The organism is Streptomyces sp. NPDC051214, assembly GCF_040682375.1.
Classification (GTDB): Bacteria; Actinomycetota; Actinomycetes; order Streptomycetales; family Streptomycetaceae; genus Streptomyces.
On sequence record NZ_JBFBAT010000005.1, the window covers coordinates 308,182 to 326,052 of the forward strand.

16 protein-coding genes are annotated in these 17,871 nt (G+C 71.1%); 13 read left to right on the forward strand and 3 right to left on the reverse strand.

From position 1 onward, the window contains the following. The first annotated feature begins 78 nt into the window (after window positions 1-78). The 4 genes from AB0M70_RS15305 (at window position 79) to nudC (ending at window position 6,817) form a co-directional block, all read left to right on the forward strand. On the forward strand, window positions 79-774 hold the full coding sequence (locus AB0M70_RS15305; RefSeq protein WP_365820308.1) for a hypothetical protein: 696 nt from the start codon (window positions 79-81) through the stop codon (window positions 772-774). Window positions 775-854: 80 nt separating this feature from the next. Beyond that, complete coding sequence (locus AB0M70_RS15310) at window positions 855-4,388, forward strand: ATP-dependent DNA helicase (protein WP_365820310.1); 3,534 nt, start codon at window positions 855-857, stop codon at window positions 4,386-4,388. A gap of 10 nt (window positions 4,389-4,398) precedes the next feature. Beyond that, a complete protein-coding gene (locus AB0M70_RS15315) occupies window positions 4,399-5,820 on the forward strand; it encodes a dipeptidase (protein WP_365820312.1) in 1,422 nt (473 codons plus the stop codon). A 49-nt stretch (window positions 5,821-5,869) separates the two neighbouring features. Further along, the gene (gene nudC / locus AB0M70_RS15320; protein ID WP_365820314.1) at window positions 5,870-6,817 is read left to right on the forward strand and encodes an NAD(+) diphosphatase; all 948 of its coding nucleotides are present in this window, start codon (window positions 5,870-5,872) and stop codon (window positions 6,815-6,817) included. On the opposite strand, the gene AB0M70_RS15325 is transcribed toward nudC, so the two are convergent. Further along, a complete protein-coding gene (locus tag AB0M70_RS15325; protein WP_363209148.1) occupies window positions 6,814-7,053 on the reverse strand; it encodes a mycoredoxin in 240 nt (79 codons plus the stop codon). The two genes, nudC and AB0M70_RS15325, sit on opposite strands and share 4 nt — an antisense overlap. 150 nt (window positions 7,054-7,203) lie before the next feature. On the opposite strand from AB0M70_RS15325, the gene AB0M70_RS15330 reads away from it, so the two are divergent. The 5 genes from AB0M70_RS15330 to AB0M70_RS15350 all read left to right on the forward strand — a co-directional run bounded on the left by AB0M70_RS15330 (window position 7,204) and on the right by AB0M70_RS15350 (window position 11,133). Next, the gene (locus AB0M70_RS15330) at window positions 7,204-9,420 is read left to right on the forward strand and encodes an ATP-dependent DNA helicase UvrD2 (protein ID WP_365820316.1); all 2,217 of its coding nucleotides are present in this window, start codon (window positions 7,204-7,206) and stop codon (window positions 9,418-9,420) included. A 167-nt stretch (window positions 9,421-9,587) separates the two neighbouring features. After that, on the forward strand, window positions 9,588-9,953 hold the full coding sequence (locus AB0M70_RS15335; RefSeq protein WP_365820318.1) for a hypothetical protein: 366 nt from the start codon (window positions 9,588-9,590) through the stop codon (window positions 9,951-9,953). A gap of 167 nt (window positions 9,954-10,120) precedes the next feature. Continuing rightward, window positions 10,121-10,492, forward strand: a complete 372-nt coding sequence (locus tag AB0M70_RS15340; protein ID WP_190082052.1) for a WhiB family transcriptional regulator — start codon at window positions 10,121-10,123, stop codon at window positions 10,490-10,492. Further along, window positions 10,489-10,812 (forward strand): hypothetical protein, encoded by a 324-nt coding sequence (locus AB0M70_RS15345; protein ID WP_365820320.1) that lies wholly within the window; start codon window positions 10,489-10,491, stop codon window positions 10,810-10,812. Before AB0M70_RS15340 ends, AB0M70_RS15345 begins: the two co-directional genes overlap by 4 nt. Before the next feature lie 120 nt (window positions 10,813-10,932). Continuing rightward, window positions 10,933-11,133 carry a hypothetical protein gene (locus tag AB0M70_RS15350; RefSeq protein WP_365820322.1) on the forward strand — a complete coding sequence of 67 codons (201 nt, stop codon included), beginning with the start codon at window positions 10,933-10,935 and terminating at the stop codon, window positions 11,131-11,133. A gap of 16 nt (window positions 11,134-11,149) precedes the next feature. On the opposite strand, the gene AB0M70_RS15355 is transcribed toward AB0M70_RS15350, so the two are convergent. Both AB0M70_RS15355 and AB0M70_RS15360 read right to left on the reverse strand, forming a co-directional pair. After that, a complete protein-coding gene (locus AB0M70_RS15355; protein ID WP_365820324.1) occupies window positions 11,150-12,544 on the reverse strand; it encodes an AarF/ABC1/UbiB kinase family protein in 1,395 nt (464 codons plus the stop codon). A 41-nt stretch (window positions 12,545-12,585) separates the two neighbouring features. After that, complete coding sequence (locus tag AB0M70_RS15360) at window positions 12,586-13,743, reverse strand: ThiF family adenylyltransferase (protein ID WP_365820326.1); 1,158 nt, start codon at window positions 13,741-13,743, stop codon at window positions 12,586-12,588. A 205-nt stretch (window positions 13,744-13,948) separates the two neighbouring features. On the opposite strand from AB0M70_RS15360, the gene AB0M70_RS15365 reads away from it, so the two are divergent. The 4 genes from AB0M70_RS15365 (at window position 13,949) to AB0M70_RS15380 (ending at window position 17,797) form a co-directional block, all read left to right on the forward strand. Further along, window positions 13,949-14,545 (forward strand): M48 family metallopeptidase, encoded by a 597-nt coding sequence (locus tag AB0M70_RS15365; RefSeq protein ID WP_363209155.1) that lies wholly within the window; start codon window positions 13,949-13,951, stop codon window positions 14,543-14,545. A 117-nt stretch (window positions 14,546-14,662) separates the two neighbouring features. After that, the gene (locus AB0M70_RS15370; RefSeq protein WP_365820328.1) at window positions 14,663-16,333 is read left to right on the forward strand and encodes a TerD family protein; all 1,671 of its coding nucleotides are present in this window, start codon (window positions 14,663-14,665) and stop codon (window positions 16,331-16,333) included. Window positions 16,334-16,344: 11 nt separating this feature from the next. Next, complete coding sequence (locus tag AB0M70_RS15375) at window positions 16,345-17,025, forward strand: AIM24 family protein (RefSeq protein ID WP_365820330.1); 681 nt, start codon at window positions 16,345-16,347, stop codon at window positions 17,023-17,025. A gap of 16 nt (window positions 17,026-17,041) precedes the next feature. Continuing rightward, entirely contained in the window at window positions 17,042-17,797 is a 756-nt protein-coding gene (locus AB0M70_RS15380) for an AIM24 family protein (RefSeq protein ID WP_365820332.1), read from the forward strand. Window positions 17,798-17,871: the final 74 nt, after the last annotated feature.

Genomic DNA, 17,871 nt, shown 5'->3' on the forward strand with positions numbered 1-17,871 from the left:
CGCCGTACGCGCTCATAGCAGCCGCACAGGCCATCTAAAGTCGCCGCAAAGCTCAACGTCTCATGAGGAGAAACACACATGGCAGCCAACCGGAAGATCCTGGCCGCGGCAGTCGTCTGCGCCGCCGCGTTCGTGGGCATCACGGGCTGCTCCAGCGAGGAGAAGGACCCCTTCGAGGGGATGAGCGCCGACAAGATCGCCAAGAAGGCGTCCAACGCGTCCAAGGACGCGGGCTCCTTCCGGGTGGCCGGCGAGGGCAAGCAGGACTCCAAGACGGTCGAGGTCGACTTCTCGGTCGCCAAGTCGGGGGACTGCAAGGGCAAGATGGACGGCGGCACGGGTGGCACCGCCGAGCTGCTCGTGTCCGGCAACAGCCAGTACATGAAGGGCGACGAGGCGTTCTGGAAGGACGCCATGGGGGGCAGCGGCCAGGCCTCGACCCTCAAGGACAAGTGGGTGAAGACGCCGAACCCGAAGGGCAAGGGTGTCTGCAATGCCGACGCCATGTTCCAGTCCAAGGACCTGAAGAAGCTCAAGCGCGAGGACGACTCCGAGGTCGACGGCAAGAAGGCGGCCGTCCTCACGAAGGAGAAGTCGGGCAAGAAGACGACCTTCTACGTGGCCGCGGAAGGCAAGCCCTACTTCCTGAAGGTCGTCACCACGGGCAAGGAAGACCCGGGCACGATGAACTTCTCGGACTACGGCAAGCCCGTCGCCGTCAAGGCCCCGGCGCCGGGTGACGTCATGGACATGGAAGAGCTCATGAAGTCCTGACGTCTCGACGTCATGCGTGACGGCAGCCACTGACGACCGGGAAGCCCCGATTGTCAGTGGCCGCCGCTAGCCTCTCTGACGTGTCATCTCGTATCACCGACCCCGAGCAGCTCAAAGAGCTCCTCGGCATCCCGTTCACCCCGGAGCAGACGGCCTGCATCATCGCGCCGCCCGCCCCGCAGGTGATCGTGGCCGGAGCCGGGTCGGGCAAGACGACGGTGATGGCGGCCCGCGTGGTGTGGCTGGTCGGCACCGGGCAGGTCGCCCCCGAGCAGGTCCTCGGCCTGACGTTCACGAACAAGGCGGCCGGTGAACTCGCCGAGCGGGTGCGCCAGGCGCTGATCAAGGCCGGGGTCACCGACCCCGAGGCCCTAGACCCGGACCACCCTCCGGGCGAGCCGGTCATCTCCACGTACCACGCCTTCGCGGGCCGCCTCCTGACCGACCACGGGCTGCGCATCGGGCTCGAACCCGCCGCCCGGCTGCTCGCCGACGCCACCCGCTTCCAGCTCGCCGCGCGCGTGCTGCGCGAGGCACCGGGCCCGTATCCCGCGCTGACCCGTTCCTTCCCCGACCTCGTCAGCGACCTCCTCGCGCTCGACGGAGAGCTCGCCGAGCACCTCGTACGGCCCGAGAAGCTCCGCGCGTACGACACCGAGCTGTTGCACGCCCTGGAGGGCGCCAAGCTCTCCAACGCCGACCTGCGCAAGGTGCCGGAGACGGCGGCCGCCCGGCTCGAACTTGCCGAACTCGTCGGCCGCTACAGGGAGGCGAAGAGCGCCCGCGACCTCCTCGACTTCGGCGACCAGATCGCCCTCTCCGCGACGCTGGCCCGCACTCGCGCGGAGGTCGGCGAAATCCTGCGGGACGAGTTCAAGGTCGTCCTGCTGGACGAGTATCAAGACACCTCGGTGGCGCAGCGCATCCTCCTGGCGGGCCTCTTCGGAGGAGGCACGGGCCACCCCGTGACGGCGGTCGGCGACCCCTGCCAGGCGATCTACGGCTGGCGGGGCGCGTCCGTGGCGAACCTGGACGACTTCCCCGAGCACTTCGCGCACGCCGACGGGCGCCCCGCGGCCCGGCACTCCCTCAGCGAGAACCGCCGCAGCGGCGGCCGCCTCCTTGACCTCGCGAACGGCCTCGCGGAGCCCCTGCGCGCCATGCACGCGGGCGTGGAGGCGCTGCGGCCGGCCCCCGGCGCCGAGCGCGACGGCATGGTGCGCTGCGCCCTGCTGCGCACGCACGCCGAAGAGGTCGACTGGATGGCCGACTCCATCGCGCACCTCGTGCGCACCGGTAAGGCCCCCGGCGAGATCGCGGTCCTGTGCCGCACGGCCACCGACTTCGCGCAGATCCAGGGAGCCCTGGTGGCCCGCGACGTCCCCGTGGAGGTCGTCGGCCTCTCCGGGCTTCTGCACCTCCCGGAGGTCGCCGACCTGGTCGCCGTCTGCGAGGTGCTCCAGGACCCGGGCGCCAACGCCTCCCTGGTGCGCCTGCTGACCGGCCCGCGTTGGCGCATCGGTCCGCGCGACCTCGCTCTCCTCGGCCGCCGCGCACGCCTTCTCGTACGCCATGGGCACGCGGCCCCGGACGACGACCCGGACCGGAGGCTCGCGGAAGCGGTCGAGGGGGTCGATCCCGCCGAGGTGATATCGCTCGCGGACGCGCTCGACACCTTCCTGGAGACGCCGCTTGAGGAGGACTCGGAGGACGACGGGCTGCCCTTCTCGCCGGAGGCGAGGGTGCGGTTCGCCCGTCTCGCCGCCGAACTCCGCGATCTGCGCCGCTCGCTGGCCGACCCGCTGATGGACGTGCTGCACCGGGTGCTCGCCGTCACGGGCCTGGAGGTCGAACTCTCCGCGTCGCCGCACGCCCTCGCGGCCCGCCGCCGCGAGACCCTCTCGAACTTTTTGGACGTCGCCGCGTCCTTCGCCGCCAACGACAGCGGGGCGAGCCTGCTCGCCTTCCTCGCCTTCCTGCGGACCGCCGCGCAGTACGAGAAGGGCCTGGACAACGCCCTGCCCGGCGGCGAGAACACCGTCAAGGTGCTCACCGCCCACAAGTCCAAGGGTCTGGAGTGGGACGTCGTGGCCGTCCCCGGCCTGGTCACCGGGACGTTCCCGAGCACGCAGGGCCGCGAGAAGTGGACGGCCCAGGGCAAGGTCGTCCCGCACGCGCTGCGCGGCGACGCGGCGACCCTGCCCGACATAGAGGCGTGGGACTCCCGGTCCATGAAGGCGTTCCACGAGGACATGAAGGAGCACCAGCGCACCGAGGAGCTCCGCCTCGGCTATGTGACGTTCACCCGGCCCCGCTCGCTGCTCCTGGGCTCCGGCCACTGGTGGGGCCCCTCGCAGAAGAAGCCGCGCGGCCCCTCGGACTTCCTCCGGGCGCTGTACGACCACTGCGCGGTGGGCCACGGCGAGATCGAGGCCTGGGCGGACGAGCCGGAGGAGGACGAGGAGAACCCCGCCCTGGCGGAAGGCGCGGCCGAGCACGCCTGGCCGCTCCCGCTGGACGACACGTCCCTCGCCCGCCGCAGGGCCGCCGCGCAGACGGTCCTCACGCACCTGGACGGCCTGACGGGGGAGGGGGCACCCGACTCCCCGGACGACGCCCGCTCGCACGAGGAGCCCCACCCGTCGGCGTACGAGGACGTGCCCCCGTCCGAAGACCCGGACTGGCCACCGCCCCCGGAGGACGAAGAGCCGCCCTACGAGGACGCAGGAACGCCCGAGGCCGACCCCGAGGACTGGGACTCCTGGACATCGGCCCGCCCGGCGATTCCGCACCAGACCGCCGCCCCGCCCTCCGAGTCGGACGCCCGCCCACACCCTGTGACCACCCACCCGGACGAGGCCCGCCTCACCCCCGAGGAGGCCCGCACGCTCGCCTCCTGGGACCGTGACCTGGACGCCCTCACCGGCGAACTCCTGCGCGCCCGGGAAGCGGTCAGGGACATCCCCGTACCGGCATCGCTCACCGCGTCCGAGGTGCTGCGCCTCGCCGCCGACCCCGAGGGCTTCGCGCAGGAGCTCGCGCGCCCGATGCCACGCCCGCCGCAGCCGGCGGCCCGGCGCGGCACCCGCTTCCACGCCTGGATCGAGACCCGCTTCGAAGAGCTGCGCCTCCCGCTGCTCGGCCCCGAGGACCTGCCGGGCGGCGGCCCAGGAGAGGCCGAGATCGCCGACGAACGCGACCTGGACGCGCTCAAGGAGGCCTTCGAGCGCACCGAGTACGCCCACCGCACCCCGCACCGCGTCGAGGTGCCCTTCCAGCTGACGCTCGCCGGCCGTGTGGTCCGCGGCCGGATCGACGCGGTCTACAAGGAGGTCGACGGCGACGACGTGACGTACGAGATCGTCGACTGGAAGACCAGCCGCACCCGCACCGCCGACCCCCTCCAGCTCGCCGTCTACCGCCTGGCCTGGGCCGAGCTGCACGACGTGCCCCCGGAGTCCGTGAAGGCGTCGTTCCTGTACGTGCGCAGCGGCGAGACATCGCGCCCCGCGCACCTGCCCGGCCGGGCCGAGCTGGAGCGGATCCTGCTCGCGGAACCGGGCGGGCAGCCGGGTGACGAACCACCGGACGATCCGGCTCCCGGGGGCGGCTAGGCTCGTGACCATGAGCCAGTCCGTTGACAGTGACGTCAGTGGCGTCAGCGCCGTTCGTACGTACATTCAGACCCACCGTGCCACCTTCCTCGACGACCTCGCCGAGTGGCTGCGCATCCCCTCGGTGTCGGCACAGCCCGACCACGCGCAGGACGTGCGGCGCAGCGCGGACTGGCTCGCCGCGCAGCTGAAGGAGACCGGCTTCCCGACCGCGGAGGTCTGGCAGACGGCCGGCGCTCCCGCCGTCTTCGCCGAGTGGCCCTCGGGCGACCCGCAGGCCCCCACGATCCTGGTCTACGGCCACCACGACGTGCAGCCCGCGGCCCGCGAGGACGGCTGGCACACGGACCCCTTCGAGCCCGTCGTCCAGAGCAACCGCCTCTACGCGCGCGGGGTCGCCGACGACAAGGGCCAGGTGTTCTTCCACACACTCGGCGTCCGCGCCCACCTCGCCGCCACCGGCCGTACCGCCCCCGCCGTGAACCTGAAGCTCCTCATCGAGGGCGAGGAGGAGTCGGGCTCCCCGCACTTCCGCGCGCTGATCGAGGAGCACAAGGAGCGCATAGCGGCCGACGCGGTGATCGTCTCGGACACCGGCATGTGGGCGGAGGACACCCCCACGGTGTGCACCGGGATGCGCGGCCTCGCCGACTGCGAGATCGAGCTGCGCGGCCCCGACCAGGACATCCACTCGGGTTCGTTCGGCGGTGCCGTCCCGAACCCGGCGACCGCCGCCGCCCGCCTCGTCGCGGCGCTGCACGACGAGCACGCGCGCGTGGCCGTACCCGGCTTCTACGAAGGCATCACCGAACTCACCGACCGCGAGCGCGAACTCTTCGCCGAGCTGCCCTTCGACGAGGAGCGCTGGCTGCGGACGGCCAAGTCCCACGCGACACACGGAGAAGCGGGCCACACCACCCTGGAGCGCATCTGGGCCCGCCCCACCGCCGAGGTGAACGGCATCGGCGGCGGCTACCAAGGACCGGGCGGTAAGACGATCGTCCCGTCGTCCGCCTTCCTGAAGCTCTCCTTCCGCCTCGTCGCCAGCCAGGACCCGGACCGCGTCGAAGAGGCCGTACGCACCTGGGTCGCCGACCAGCTGCCGAACGGAATCAGCCACGCGATCACCTTCGGCGCCGCCACGCGCCCGTGCCTGACGCCGCTCGACCACCCCGCCCTGCAGTCCGTCGTACGGGCGATGGGTCAGGCCTTCGAACAGCCGATCCGCTTCACCCGGGAGGGCGGTTCGGGACCGGCGGCCGATCTCCAGGACGTACTCGCCGCCCCCGTGCTCTTCCTGGGCATCTCCGTGCCGTCCGACGGCTGGCACGCACCGAACGAGAAGGTCGAACTCGATCTGCTCCTCAAGGGAGTCGAGACGACGGCCTACCTGTGGGGCGATCTCGCCGAGCACTGGCGCGATGCACACTGAAAACCGCCCTGCCGCACCACCCATTCCATCGGGGGAGTTGGAAGCACCTGTGACCACCTGGACCGACCGCACCGCTGACCGTCCCGTCTCGCTCACCGCACCGAGCGGCATCGATCGCGCAGCCCACCACCGCCTCGACGAGGCCTGGCTCGCCGCCGCCTGGAGCCACCCCACGACACGGGTCTTCGTGGTCTCCGGCGGCCAGGTACTCATCGACGAGACACCGGACGGCACCACCGAACTGGTGATGACCCCGTCCTTCGAGGCGCCCCTCACCGAGGCCCACCGCTACTTCCTGGGCACGGACGACGACGGCGTCAGCTACTTCGCGCTGCAGAAGGACTCCCTGCCGGGCCGCATGGACCAGCAGGCACGCCCCGCGGGCCTGCGCGAGGCCGGGCTCCTCCTGTCGCCCCGCGACGCGGGCCTGATGGTGCACGCCGTCGCCCTGGAGAACTGGCAGCGCCTGCACCGCTTCTGCTCGCGCTGCGGCGAGCGCACGGTCATCGCGGCGGCCGGCCACATCCGCCGCTGCCAGGCGTGCGGGGCCGAGCACTACCCGCGTACGGACCCGGCCGTGATCATGCTCGTGACGGACGACCAGGACCGCGCGCTCCTCGGCCGCCAGGTGCACTGGCCCGAGGGCCGCTTCTCGACGCTCGCGGGCTTCGTGGAGCCGGGCGAGTCCATCGAGACGTCGGTGCGGCGCGAGGTCTTCGAGGAGGCCGGTGTCACGGTCGGCGACGTCGAGTACGTCGCGAGCCAGCCCTGGCCGTTCCCCTCCAGCCTGATGCTGGGCTTCATGGCCGACGCCACGTCCTCGGAGATCAACGTGGACGGCGAGGAGATCTCCGAGGCGCGCTGGTTCTCCCGGGAAGACCTGCGGGCCGCATTCGAGTCCGGGGAGGTCCTGCCTCCCTACGGGATCTCGATTGCGGCCCGACTGATCGAGCTCTGGTACGGAAAGCCCCTGCCGAAGCCGGGCACCGTCGGCTAGGCCAGCTTCTGCTTCACCTGGGCCAGCGACGGGTTCGTCAGCGTCGAGCCGTCCGGGAAGAGAACGGTGGGAACCGTCTGGTTTCCGCCGTTCGCCTTCTCGACGAAGGTCGCGGAATCCGGGTCGTGCTCAATGTTGATCTCGTTGTACGTGATGCCCTCGCGGTCCATCTGGCCCTTGAGCCGGCGGCAGTAGCCGCACCACGTGGTGCTGTACATCGTCACAGTGCCCGGCATGTGTCTCGCGCTCCTTTGTTGCTCGGGGTGCGTCATCGCAATGACCTGAACGTACGTGACCCGGCCACCATTCCCGCATTAGTACGACCGCACCCGCCTCCCTGTGGACAACCGGCTCACGCGCCTCCGGCGACCTGGCAGCATGGCGGGGTGACAGCAGCAACGCACTCCACCCTCTTCCCGCAGGTCCCGGACTCTGCCGACGCGGTGCTCGCCGGGCTCGACCCCGAGCAGCGCGAGGTGGCGACCGCCCTGCACGGGCCGGTGTGTGTCCTGGCGGGCGCCGGGACCGGCAAGACCCGCGCGATCACGCACCGCATCGCCTACGGCGTGCGGGCCGGAATCCTCCAGCCGGCCAGCGTGCTCGCCGTCACGTTCACCAACCGCGCGGCGGGCGAGATGCGCGGGCGCCTGCGCCAGCTCGGCGCCTCCGGGGTCCAGGCGCGCACGTTCCACTCCGCCGCCCTGCGCCAGCTCCAGTTCTTCTGGCCGAAAGCAGTCGGTGGCCAGCTGCCCCGGATCGTCGACCGCAAGATCAAGCTCGTCGCGGACGCGGCGGCCGCGTCCCGCATCCGCCTCGACCGCAACGAACTGCGCGACGTGACGAGCGAGATCGAGTGGTCCAAGGTCACCCAGACGGTCCCCGCCGACTACGCCGCCGCCGCCGCGAAATCGGGCCGCCTCATCCCCCGGGACGCGGCCGAGATCGCCCAGATCTACGGCGCGTACGAGGACCTCAAGCGCGACCGCTCCGTCATCGACTTCGAGGACGTCCTGCTCCTGGCCGTCGGCATCCTCCAGGACCGCCACGACATCGCCGACCAGGTCCGCGCCCAGTACCAGCACTTCGTGGTCGACGAGTATCAGGACGTCAGCCCGCTCCAGCAGCGACTCCTGGAGCTGTGGCTCGGCGACCGCGACAGCCTCTGCGTCGTCGGCGACGCCAGCCAGACGATCTACTCCTTCACCGGCGCGACCCCCGACCATCTGCTGAACTTCCGCACCCGCCACCCCGGGGCGACGGTCGTCAAGCTCGTCAGGGACTACCGCTCCACGCCCCAGGTCGTCCACCTCGCCAACGGCCTGCTCTCCCAGGCCCGCGGCCGCGCCGCGGACCACCGCCTGGAACTGATCTCGCAGCGCGACGCCGGGGCCGAGCCCTTCTACACGGAGTACGCGGACGAGCCCGCCGAGGCCGAGGGTGCCGCCCGCCGCATCCGTGCCCTCATCGCCGACGGCGTCCCGGCGAGCGAGATCGCCGTCCTGTTCCGCACGAACTCCCAGTCCGAGATCTACGAACAAGCGCTCGCCGACGCCGGTGTGCCCTATCAGCTGCGGGGCGCCGAGCGGTTCTTCGAGCGCACCGAGGTCAGGGAGGCGGGCGCCGCGCTGCGCGGCGCGGCCCGCTTCGGGGGCAACGACTCCCTCCTCGACGACGTCGTCGACCTGCCCTCGCAGGTGCGGGCCGTCCTCTCCACGAAGGGCTGGACGACACAGCCCCCGGCGGGCTCCGGCGCGGCCCGCGACCGCTGGGAGTCCCTGGCGGCCCTGGTGCGCCTCGCCGAGGACTTCGCGCGGGCCAAGCCCGACGCGACGCTCTCCGACCTCGTGGGGGAGCTCGACGAGCGGGCGAACGCCCAGCACGCGCCGACCGTGGAGGGCGTCACCCTCGCCTCGCTGCACGCCGCCAAGGGCCTGGAGTGGGACGCCGTCTTCCTGGTCGGTCTCGCCGAGGGCATGATGCCGATCACGTACGCCAAGACCGACGAGCAGGTGGAGGAGGAGCGCCGCCTCCTGTACGTGGGTGTCACCCGGGCGCGCGTCCACCTCTCCCTCTCCTGGGCGCTGTCGCGTTCGCCGGGAGGCCGCGGGGGACGCCGCCCCAGCCGTTTCCTGGACGGGCTGCGACCGGGCTCGGGGGCGGGCTCCGGGGCCCGCGCGGCGGGCGGCGGGCCCGGGGGCGTCGAGCGCGGCACCGGCAGCGGTGGCGAGGAGAGCGGCCCCGGCGCCAGGAGCCGCCGGCGGACGAGCAGGTCCCCGGCCCGGTGCCGGGTCTGCGGGCGGTCCCTGACCGACGCGGGTGAGATGAAGCTGATGCGCTGTGAGGACTGCCCGTCCGACATGGACGAAGGGCTCTACGAACGCCTGCGGGAGTGGCGCTCGGGCCAGGCGGAGCTCCTCGGACAGCCCGCCTACTGCGTGTTCACGGACAAGACCTTGATCGCCATCGCGGAGGCCTCACCCGACGAGGAGGGCGAGCTTGCCCGGATCCCGGGTGTCGGCGTGCGCAAGCTCAACCGCTTCGGATCTGATGTCCTCGCCATTTGTGCAGGTGAGGAGCGTGTAAGGGGCGCCGATGGCAACTGATTCAAACTCGTCGAAAAAATAGTTTGCGCATGCGCAAGGAAGACCCATAGGTTCTTAAGCACGGGAACGGCGGCTTCTCCGAAGCCCTGGCTCCGTGCTGTACTTAATAGTCCGCCCGCAGGATCGGTTTCGGTCGATCCCATAGACGCCGAGAGGAGGCGATTCCAGTGATCAGCATCAACGAGAGCTTCATCAGCACCGTGAAAATGACCGATCGCTCGGTCGTCGCTTCCTGCCTGCTCGGCTTCTCGAACCTGGGCACCGGTCTGTCCGGTGGCATCGCTGCCGCCGCCGTCCGTCCGGAGTCCTCTGTCCTGCCTCTGTCCCTCCCGCGCACCGGTCTCAACGTTTCCCCGATGCGTGAGGTCAATGAAGGCAGCGAGCGAGCGACCAAGGCACCGGAAGCAGTAGTGACGGCACAGGCGCAGGCCTATGCCTTTGCCGCAGCCGGTGCCGGATTCAAGAAGCAGACGACGCAGCACCACACGATGTGGGCCTTCCGTGGGCTCGAACCCTGGAGTGATCCAGTCTGATCCTCGATCAGACCGGCGCCTTCAGGGCCGCGGAACCCCACCCGGGATCCGCGGCCCTTCTGTTTTCCCCAAAACGGGATGACGGAGCGAAGGGGCCGAGCAAGACCCGGTACCAGCCGCCAACCGGCCGACCCAGGCCGGCACGACCAGACGAGGAAAACACCACCGTGCAACTCGAAGCGCACGCCCCGTCCGTACCGCCTTCAGAGACTCTCCCCCCGCCCGTTCCCACGGAGGACCCGACCTTGACTCCCCTGACCGCGCTCACCGCGCTCGACGACGCCATCGAGAACCTCGGCGTACCCGTTCCCTGCCGTGCCTACGACCCCGAGGTCTTCTTCGCCGAGTCGCCCGCCGACGTCGAGTACGCCAAGTCCCTCTGCCGTACCTGCCCGCTGATGGAGGCCTGCCTGGCCGGCGCCAAGGAGCGGCGTGAGCCGTGGGGCGTCTGGGGCGGCGAGCTCTTCGTCCAGGGTGTCGTCGTCGCCCGCAAGCGGCCGCGTGGCCGTCCGCGCAAGAACCCGGTCGTTGCCGCATGAACGCCCTCGGAACGATCGATCGCCCCCTGACGCACGACCCCAAGAAGCAGGCCCCGATGAAGGCAGCCACCGCCGAGCCCGCAGGCTCCGCCACCCCGGACTTCACCACCACCGGCGCGAACGACTCGCGTCAGAACAGGACCCGCGAGATGCAACTCATCCCAGAAGCCATGGCTCGTGCGCATATGCACGAACGCATGCGTGAGGCCGAGGCCCAGCGCCCGGCCGCTCGGCTGATGGCCGCCCGCCGGATGCAGCGCCGCGCCGAGCGCGCGTCGCTGCGCGCCAGGCGCGCGCTCGCCATCGCCGTCATGCAGTGACGAGTCGGCCACGCGCTGACTGAGCCACACCACGATGCCCGCGGGGGCCGGTCCGAACGGACCGGCCCCCGCGGTGCGTTGTGCCGGGCGAACCTCTGGGCGCGGCGATAGGGTCGCCGGGTGGACCAGCAGACTCCCCGGCCCTCGGGCAGCGAGAATGCCGAGAATCTCGTGTGTTCCCGCTGCGGCACGGTTGCCGAAGGCACGCCGCCCACCTGGACCTGCTCCGTGGAGAACGGCGTCAGACGTTACTTCTGCGACTCCTGCGCCCGCGAGAACCTCAGGGCCATCGAGGGCCGGCTCGACTCCCCGTGGTGGTGAACTCCGGTGGTGAGGCCTACCCGGTGGTGCGGTCCGCCTCGATCTCCGCTTCGATCTCCGCCTCGGTCTCCGGCTCCTCCTCCGGCTCGTCCTCCAGGAAGCCCGGCAGCCACTCCTCGAGTTCGTCCCGCATCCGCACCGTCGCCCCCAGCTGACACAGCACCCCGATCGTGCTCAACGTCACCCGGTGGATCAGCAGATACGACGGTGGGAGATTCAGCCGCTTGCCCAACTGGTAGGCGGGGGAGCGGGGATCGGCCACCCGCGCCGCCTGTCCGCGCATCCAGCCGCGGGTGAAGGTGAACTCCTCCACCAGCATCGGTTCGATGATCGGCAGCAGATAGTCGAGGACCGCGTCCGGTTCGAGCTCGACGGACTCCTGGACGAAGTCCTCCTCGCGCAGCATCGCGTAGACCGCGTCGGCCTCGCCGTCGAGCGTCATCCGCAGGGAGCGGCCGATGGTCGGGGGGAGCCCGCCGGGCAGCCGGTCCACCGTGCCGAAGTCCAGGACTCCGAGCCGCCAGCCGTCCTTCTCGTCCGGCAGCAGCCGGAAGTTGCCCGGGTGCGGGTCGGCGTGCAGCAGGCCCGTGCGCGCGGGTCCGGAGAAGAGGAAACGGGCAAGGAGCTGTCCCGCCCGGTCCCGCTGCTCCTGGGTGCCGTCCGCGATCACATCGGAAAGGGGTATCCCGTCGATCCACTCGGTCACCAGGACCTGCTCGCACTGGTGCACCACGCCGGGGACCACGACATCCGGGTCGTCCGCGAACTCCTCGGCGTGCGCTCCCTGCGCCTGGGCCTCCAGGCTGTAGTCGAGCTCCTCGGAGACCCGGTCGCGCAGCTCCGCGATGAGCGGCTTGATGTCCATGCCCGGGATCAGCGGCCCCAGAAGCTTGGCGAACCTGCTGAGTTGGTTCAGGTCGGAGAGCAGTGCCTCGCCCGCCCCGGGGTACTGCACCTTGACCGCGACCTCGCGCCCGTCCTCCCACACCGCCCGGTGGACCTGGCCGATCGAGGCGGCGGCGGCCGGTTTGTCATCGAACTCCAGGAACAGCTCGCGCCAGTCCTCGCCGAGCCGCTCGGCGAGCACGGCGTGCACGGTGCGCGTCGGCATCGGCGGAGCCGCTTCCTGCAGCTTCGTCAGCGCGGCGCGATAGGGCCCCGCGACCTCCTCCGGCAGCGCCGACTCGAAGACCGACAGCGCCTGGCCGAACTTCATGGCCCCGCCCTTGAGCTCGCCGAGCACCTTGAACAGTTGCTCCGCCGTGCGCTGCTGCAGCTCACGGCCGACGATCTCCGCCGACTTGCCCCCGATCCGCTTGCCGAGCCCCCAGGTCGCCCGCCCGGCGAAGCCGAGTGGCAGCGCGGCCAGTTTGGCGGTACGGGTTACCGCCTTCCGGGGAAGATCAGACATGCGCCCCTCCAAGTCCCAGACAGCCACGCCCTCGCAGGCGGTTACCCGGCCATTGTGTCGTGCGGCTTCTTGTCCCCGACGGGGTGTTCCCCCTTATCCACCACACCCGCCCCGCACGGGCACGTGAGCTGCGGTGGCACCGGCCGTGCGTGCCAGTCGAATCCGGGCACGGACGCCTCCCAGCGAACCCCCGCGCTCGCCGGTGCCGCCCCGTCCAGAAAGGCCAGGGCATGCGCCGCGGCAAGGCCGGCGACCGTGGTCGACAGCGCCAGATCGCATGCGTGCACATGACGTGCCCGTCCCGAACGCCACTGCGCCAGCAAGCGCGGCCAGGTCGGATCCCGGTCGGCGCGATCCAGTGCGAGACAGTTCGCGCATGCTGTCGCCCCCGGCAGGACGAGCGGCCCGACCATTCCGGTTCCCTCGATCACCCCCGCGTAGAGATGAGGTGTTCCCGAGGCGACGAGTGGCTCGGCGGTACGCGGGTCGGGAGCGTGGACGTCGAGTCCGTCCCGCGGGGCGATGATCACGAGGCCGAGCCCCGGATCCCCTTCGCCCGGCTCGCGCGGCGCACCCGCTTCCTTCCTGCCGCGCCGTGGCGGGTGGTCCGGAGTCGACTGGCGCACGATCCGCCGCGCCGCCGTGTCCCTGCGGTCGCCGACCGCCTCGGCGGGCAGGCCGCCCGGCGCCACGTCCCAGGGTTCGACGACTCCTCCCTCCATCACGTCGACCTGCCCCACGCCCGCCCCGGAGAGGACCGCGGCCACCACCGCCCCCACCCGGCCCGCTCCCCGCACCTGCACCCGCATCGCGCGGCGCGCCGCCAGCCTCCGCATCCCGTCGCCCGGCCCGGGAGTCACGACCGACAGGGAGGCCAGATCCGGACGCAGCCGGTCCATGGCCGCTGTCCTTGTGCGCAGGGCGTCGGCCGCCGCGCCGCCGCCCGTCGCGTCGTCGAGGAGCCCGGCCGCGGACAGCCGCCGCACGAGCTTGTCCACGTGCTCGTCGGGCAGCCCCATCCGCCTGCCCTCGTCGCGCAGGAGCGGCAGCCCGCGTGTCCCGTCCAGGAGCTGGAGAAAGCTGCCCGTCGCCGTGTCCACGGGACCGAGCACCAGGGCATGAGCGGGCGCCACGCCGAACTGGATCGTGTTCAGATCGCGCCAGCCGCGCCGCAGCGCGGGCTTCAAGATCGGATGCATGGCCTTCGTCCCCCGTCATTTCCCGGCGCTGTCCCCGTCCGCATCACCGGTCGACAGCCAGAATGCCCGCCCCTGCGGACAGCCGCGCGGCGTTGTCCACAGGCAGGGGGTATTCGTCGTACTAATCGATCGCACGGGGAGCGATACCCCGCCGAACCGTCCCGGAGGCGGGACTTCCCCCACACCCAGCGGGTAACGTCGTGGCGTGCCCGCCGACCCACTGCACCGCGCCGGAAACCCACAGCGCAGCATGACCAGCCCGCCGTCACCCGGCTCGGTGGCGAGCGCGGTCGAGGTCAGACGGAGCGCCCGCCGCCGCAGAACGGTCTCCGCGTACCGAGAGGGCGATCGCACCGTCGTGCTCATCCCCGCCCGGATGTCCGAGGCCGAGGAACAGCGCTGGGTCAACGTCATGCTCGACAAGCTCGCGGCCCAGGAGAGCAAGCGGGTCCTGGGCGACGCGGAACTCGCCGAGCGCGCCGAGCGGCTCTCCGAGCAGTACTTCGACGGCCGGGCCAGGCCCACTTCCGTTCGCTGGGTCACGAACCAGAACACCCGCTGGGGCTCGTGCACCCCGTCGGAGGGCAGCATCCGCCTTTCGCACCGGCTGCAGGGAATGCCCGAGTACGTCGTCGACTACGTCCTCGTCCACGAGCTCGCGCATCTCCTCGTCCCCGGGCACGGCCCCAACTTCTGGCAGCTCCTCGAGGCGTACCCCCGGACGGAACGGGCCCGCGGGTACCTCGAAGGTGTGGTCGCGGCCGACCGTCTGCCCCACCTGCCGGCCGCCCGCGACGAGTGACGTTCCGCCGCGCGCGGTGGTTGTGTACCGGGTCTGTACCGGCTTGGTCCGTCGTCGCGGATTGCGGTTAGCCTGGCGCGACGCATTTACATTCGGGATGGGGGACGGTCGTTACGTATGGCCAGGGAATTCCAACGCGGCCACAAGGCCAAGATCAGTGACCTCACCGCGGGTACCGATCTGTACGTAGGTGTGCAGATCTCCGCCCCCGGACTGAGCTTCGACATCAGCTGCTTCGGCCTGGACGCGGACGAGCGCCTGTCGGACGACAGTTACTTCATCTTCTTCAACCAGCCGAAGTCGCCCGAGGAATCCATCCAGCTCCTCGGCGCGCAGGCCGGTGACACGGAGTCCTTCCGGGTCACGCTCGACCGGATCCCGCCGCAGATCAAGAAGCTGTCGTTCACCGCGACGATCGACGGCGCAGGACAGATGTCGCAGGTCGCCCCCGGGTACATCCGGATCGTCGCGGGTGGCGAGGAAGTGGCCCGCTACTCCTTCAACGGCGCGGAGTTCTCCACGGAGCGTGCCGTGATGCTGGGCGACTTCTACATGAAGGACGTCTGGCGGTTCGCCGCGATCGGCCAGGGCTTCGACGGTGGTCTCGACGCGCTCCTGAAGAACTTCGGCGGCGAGGTCGCCGAGGAGGAGCCCGAGCCGCAGGCACCGCAGGCCACCGGCGCCCCGGCCTTCGCCCCGCCCGGTCAGGCCGCCGCACCGCCCGCGTTCGGCGCCCCCGCCGGACCCGCGCAGACCCCGGCCCCCGCATCGCCCCCCGCGCCTGCCCCGGCCCCGGCCCAGAACTTCGCGCCGCCGCCCCCGGCCCCCGCGGACCCCTCCGTGCACGCCGCGCAGACCATCGTGGCCCCGATGACCCCGCCGCAGGGCGGCACCGTCCCGCCCCCGCCGGCCCCCGCCCCGTACGGGCAGCCCGGCCAGCAGCCGCCGCAGCAGCCGCAGTTCGGCCAGGTCCCCGGCCAGTCGGCGCCCCTGCCGCCCGGTTACGGGCAGCAGCCGAGCGCCCCGATGCCCCCCGGCTACGGCCAGCAGCCCCCCGGCCAGTTCCCCGGCCAGCCCGCGGCCCCGTCCCCGTACGGAGCAGGCGCCCCCCAGGGTGCCCCGCAGGCCGGCGGCGTGGCGGCGGCTCTCGCCGCGTACCGCGAGGCCCCCACCGGGCAGCGCTGGACGCAGCAGAACGAGAAGATGATCCGCGTCGACCTCGGCGTCAGCGAGCAGGCCGTGCTCGCACGGCAGGGCAGCATGGTTCTCTACCAGGGCAAGGTCGAGTTCAGCTACAAGGGCGCGGGCTTCGCGGGCCGCGTCGTGGGCAATTCGACCGGCCAGGAGATGCAGCTGATGCGCTGCTCCGGCCGCGGCCAGGTCTTCCTCGCCGAGGAAGCCACGCATCTGCATCCCATCGAACTCCAGGGCGACGCGATCTGTGTCTCCGCGGAGAACGTCCTCGCGTTCGACGAGTCCCTCCAGCACGAGGTCCGCAGGATCGAGGGCCACGGCATCCCCGGTGGCGCGCTCTTCGTGATGCAGTTCCAGGGCACCGGCACGGTCATCGTCAAGACGCACGGTGTGCCCGTCGTCCTGCCCGTCACCCCGACGACCTTCGCCGACTGCCACGCCGTGGTCGCCTGGTCGGCCGCGTCCCAGGCGATCGTCTCCAGCCAGGTCCGGCTGCGCGCCAACGCGTCCGCGGGCTCCACGGGGGAGAGCGTGAACCTCCAGTTCCGGGGCGCTCCCGGCAACTTCATCATCGTCCAGCCGTTCGAGGTCTGAGGGAGCCCGTCATGAATCAGCAACTCGCGGGCTTCGCCCCCGCGCCCGTCGCAGCCCGTATGGAGAACCACGGCCACCACATGGTCAAGGTGGCGATGCAGACCGGAAACGACCTCCTCGCGCGCGTGGGCTCGATGGTCGCCTACGAAGGGTTCGTGCAGTACGAGCCCAATCCGCCCGCCGTGCGGCAGATCGCGCGGGAGTGGATGACCGGCGAAGGCGCGCCCCTGATGAAGTGCTCCGGAGACGGCCTGCTCTATCTCGCCGACTACGGAGCCGACGTCGTCGTCATCAATCTGGCGGGCGACTCGCTCTCGGTGAACGGCACGAACCTGCTGGCCTTCGACGCGAACCTCCAGTGGGGCGTCGAGCGGGTCAAGGGCCTCGCCAAGTTCGCGGGCCAGGGCCTGTGGAACATCAAGATCTCCGGCCAGGGCTGGGTCGCGCTGACCTCCCGCGGCACCCCGATCGTCGTCGACTGCGGCCGCGGCGACGACGAGACGTACGTCGACCCGGACGCCCTGATCGCCTGGTCCCCGAACCTCAAGGTGAAGGGCAAGCGCAGCTTCAAGGCCGGTTCGCTCATCGGGCGCGGCAGCGGCGAGGCCTACCAGATGGGCTTCTCCGGAGAGGGCATCGTCGTCGTACAGCCCAGCGAGGACAGCACCGACCGTCTCCGAGCCCGGGGCTGAGGGGGAGCAACACACCATGCAGAGCCCACTTTTCGCGCACACCGAGCAGCAGACTCAGGAGCGCTACACCGTCCAGAACCCGCAGCTGCTGCGGGTCGCCCTCGAGGGCCACGACGACATCCTGGCCCGCAAGGGCGCCATGGTCGCCTATCAGGGCCTGATCGAGTTCGACGCCGAGTACCAGAGCCAGGGCAACCAGCGGGCCCGCGCGCACACCGGCGAGGGCCTGGACCTGATGCGCTGCCACGGCCAGGGCACGGTCTATCTCGCCAACCTCGCCCAGTACATCCACGTGGTGGACGTGGACCAGGACGGGCTGACCGTGGACAGCAGCTATGTCCTCGCGCTCGACTCGTCGCTGACCCACCAGGTCATCGCCGTGGACAGCCAGTACGGCATCTCCGGGTCCGGCAAGTACCAGCTCAACATCACGGGCCGCGGCAAGGTCGCCCTCATGACCTCGGGGCAGCCGCTGATGCTGCGGGTCACGCCCGACCAGTATGTGAACGCCGACGCCGACGCGATCGTCGCCTGGTCCAACGGGCTGCGCGTGCAGATGCAGGCCCAGACGCACTCCTCCGGGGTGTGGCGCCGCCGCGGCAACACCGGTGAGGGCTGGGAGCTCAGCTTCATGGGCCAGGGGTACGCCCTCGTCCAGCCGAGCGAGCTGCTGCCGCCCCAGAACGCGGTCATCGGGCAGGGCGCCAGGGCTCAGTACGGCATGGGCCAGCAGGGTGCGCGGGGGCAGAACCAGGGCAACGTCTGGAGCTGAACCCCCTCCGGGCGGGACAGAGCGAGAAGGGGCGCGGGGAATCTGCGGGCCGGTTGTGGCTGGTCGCGCAGTTC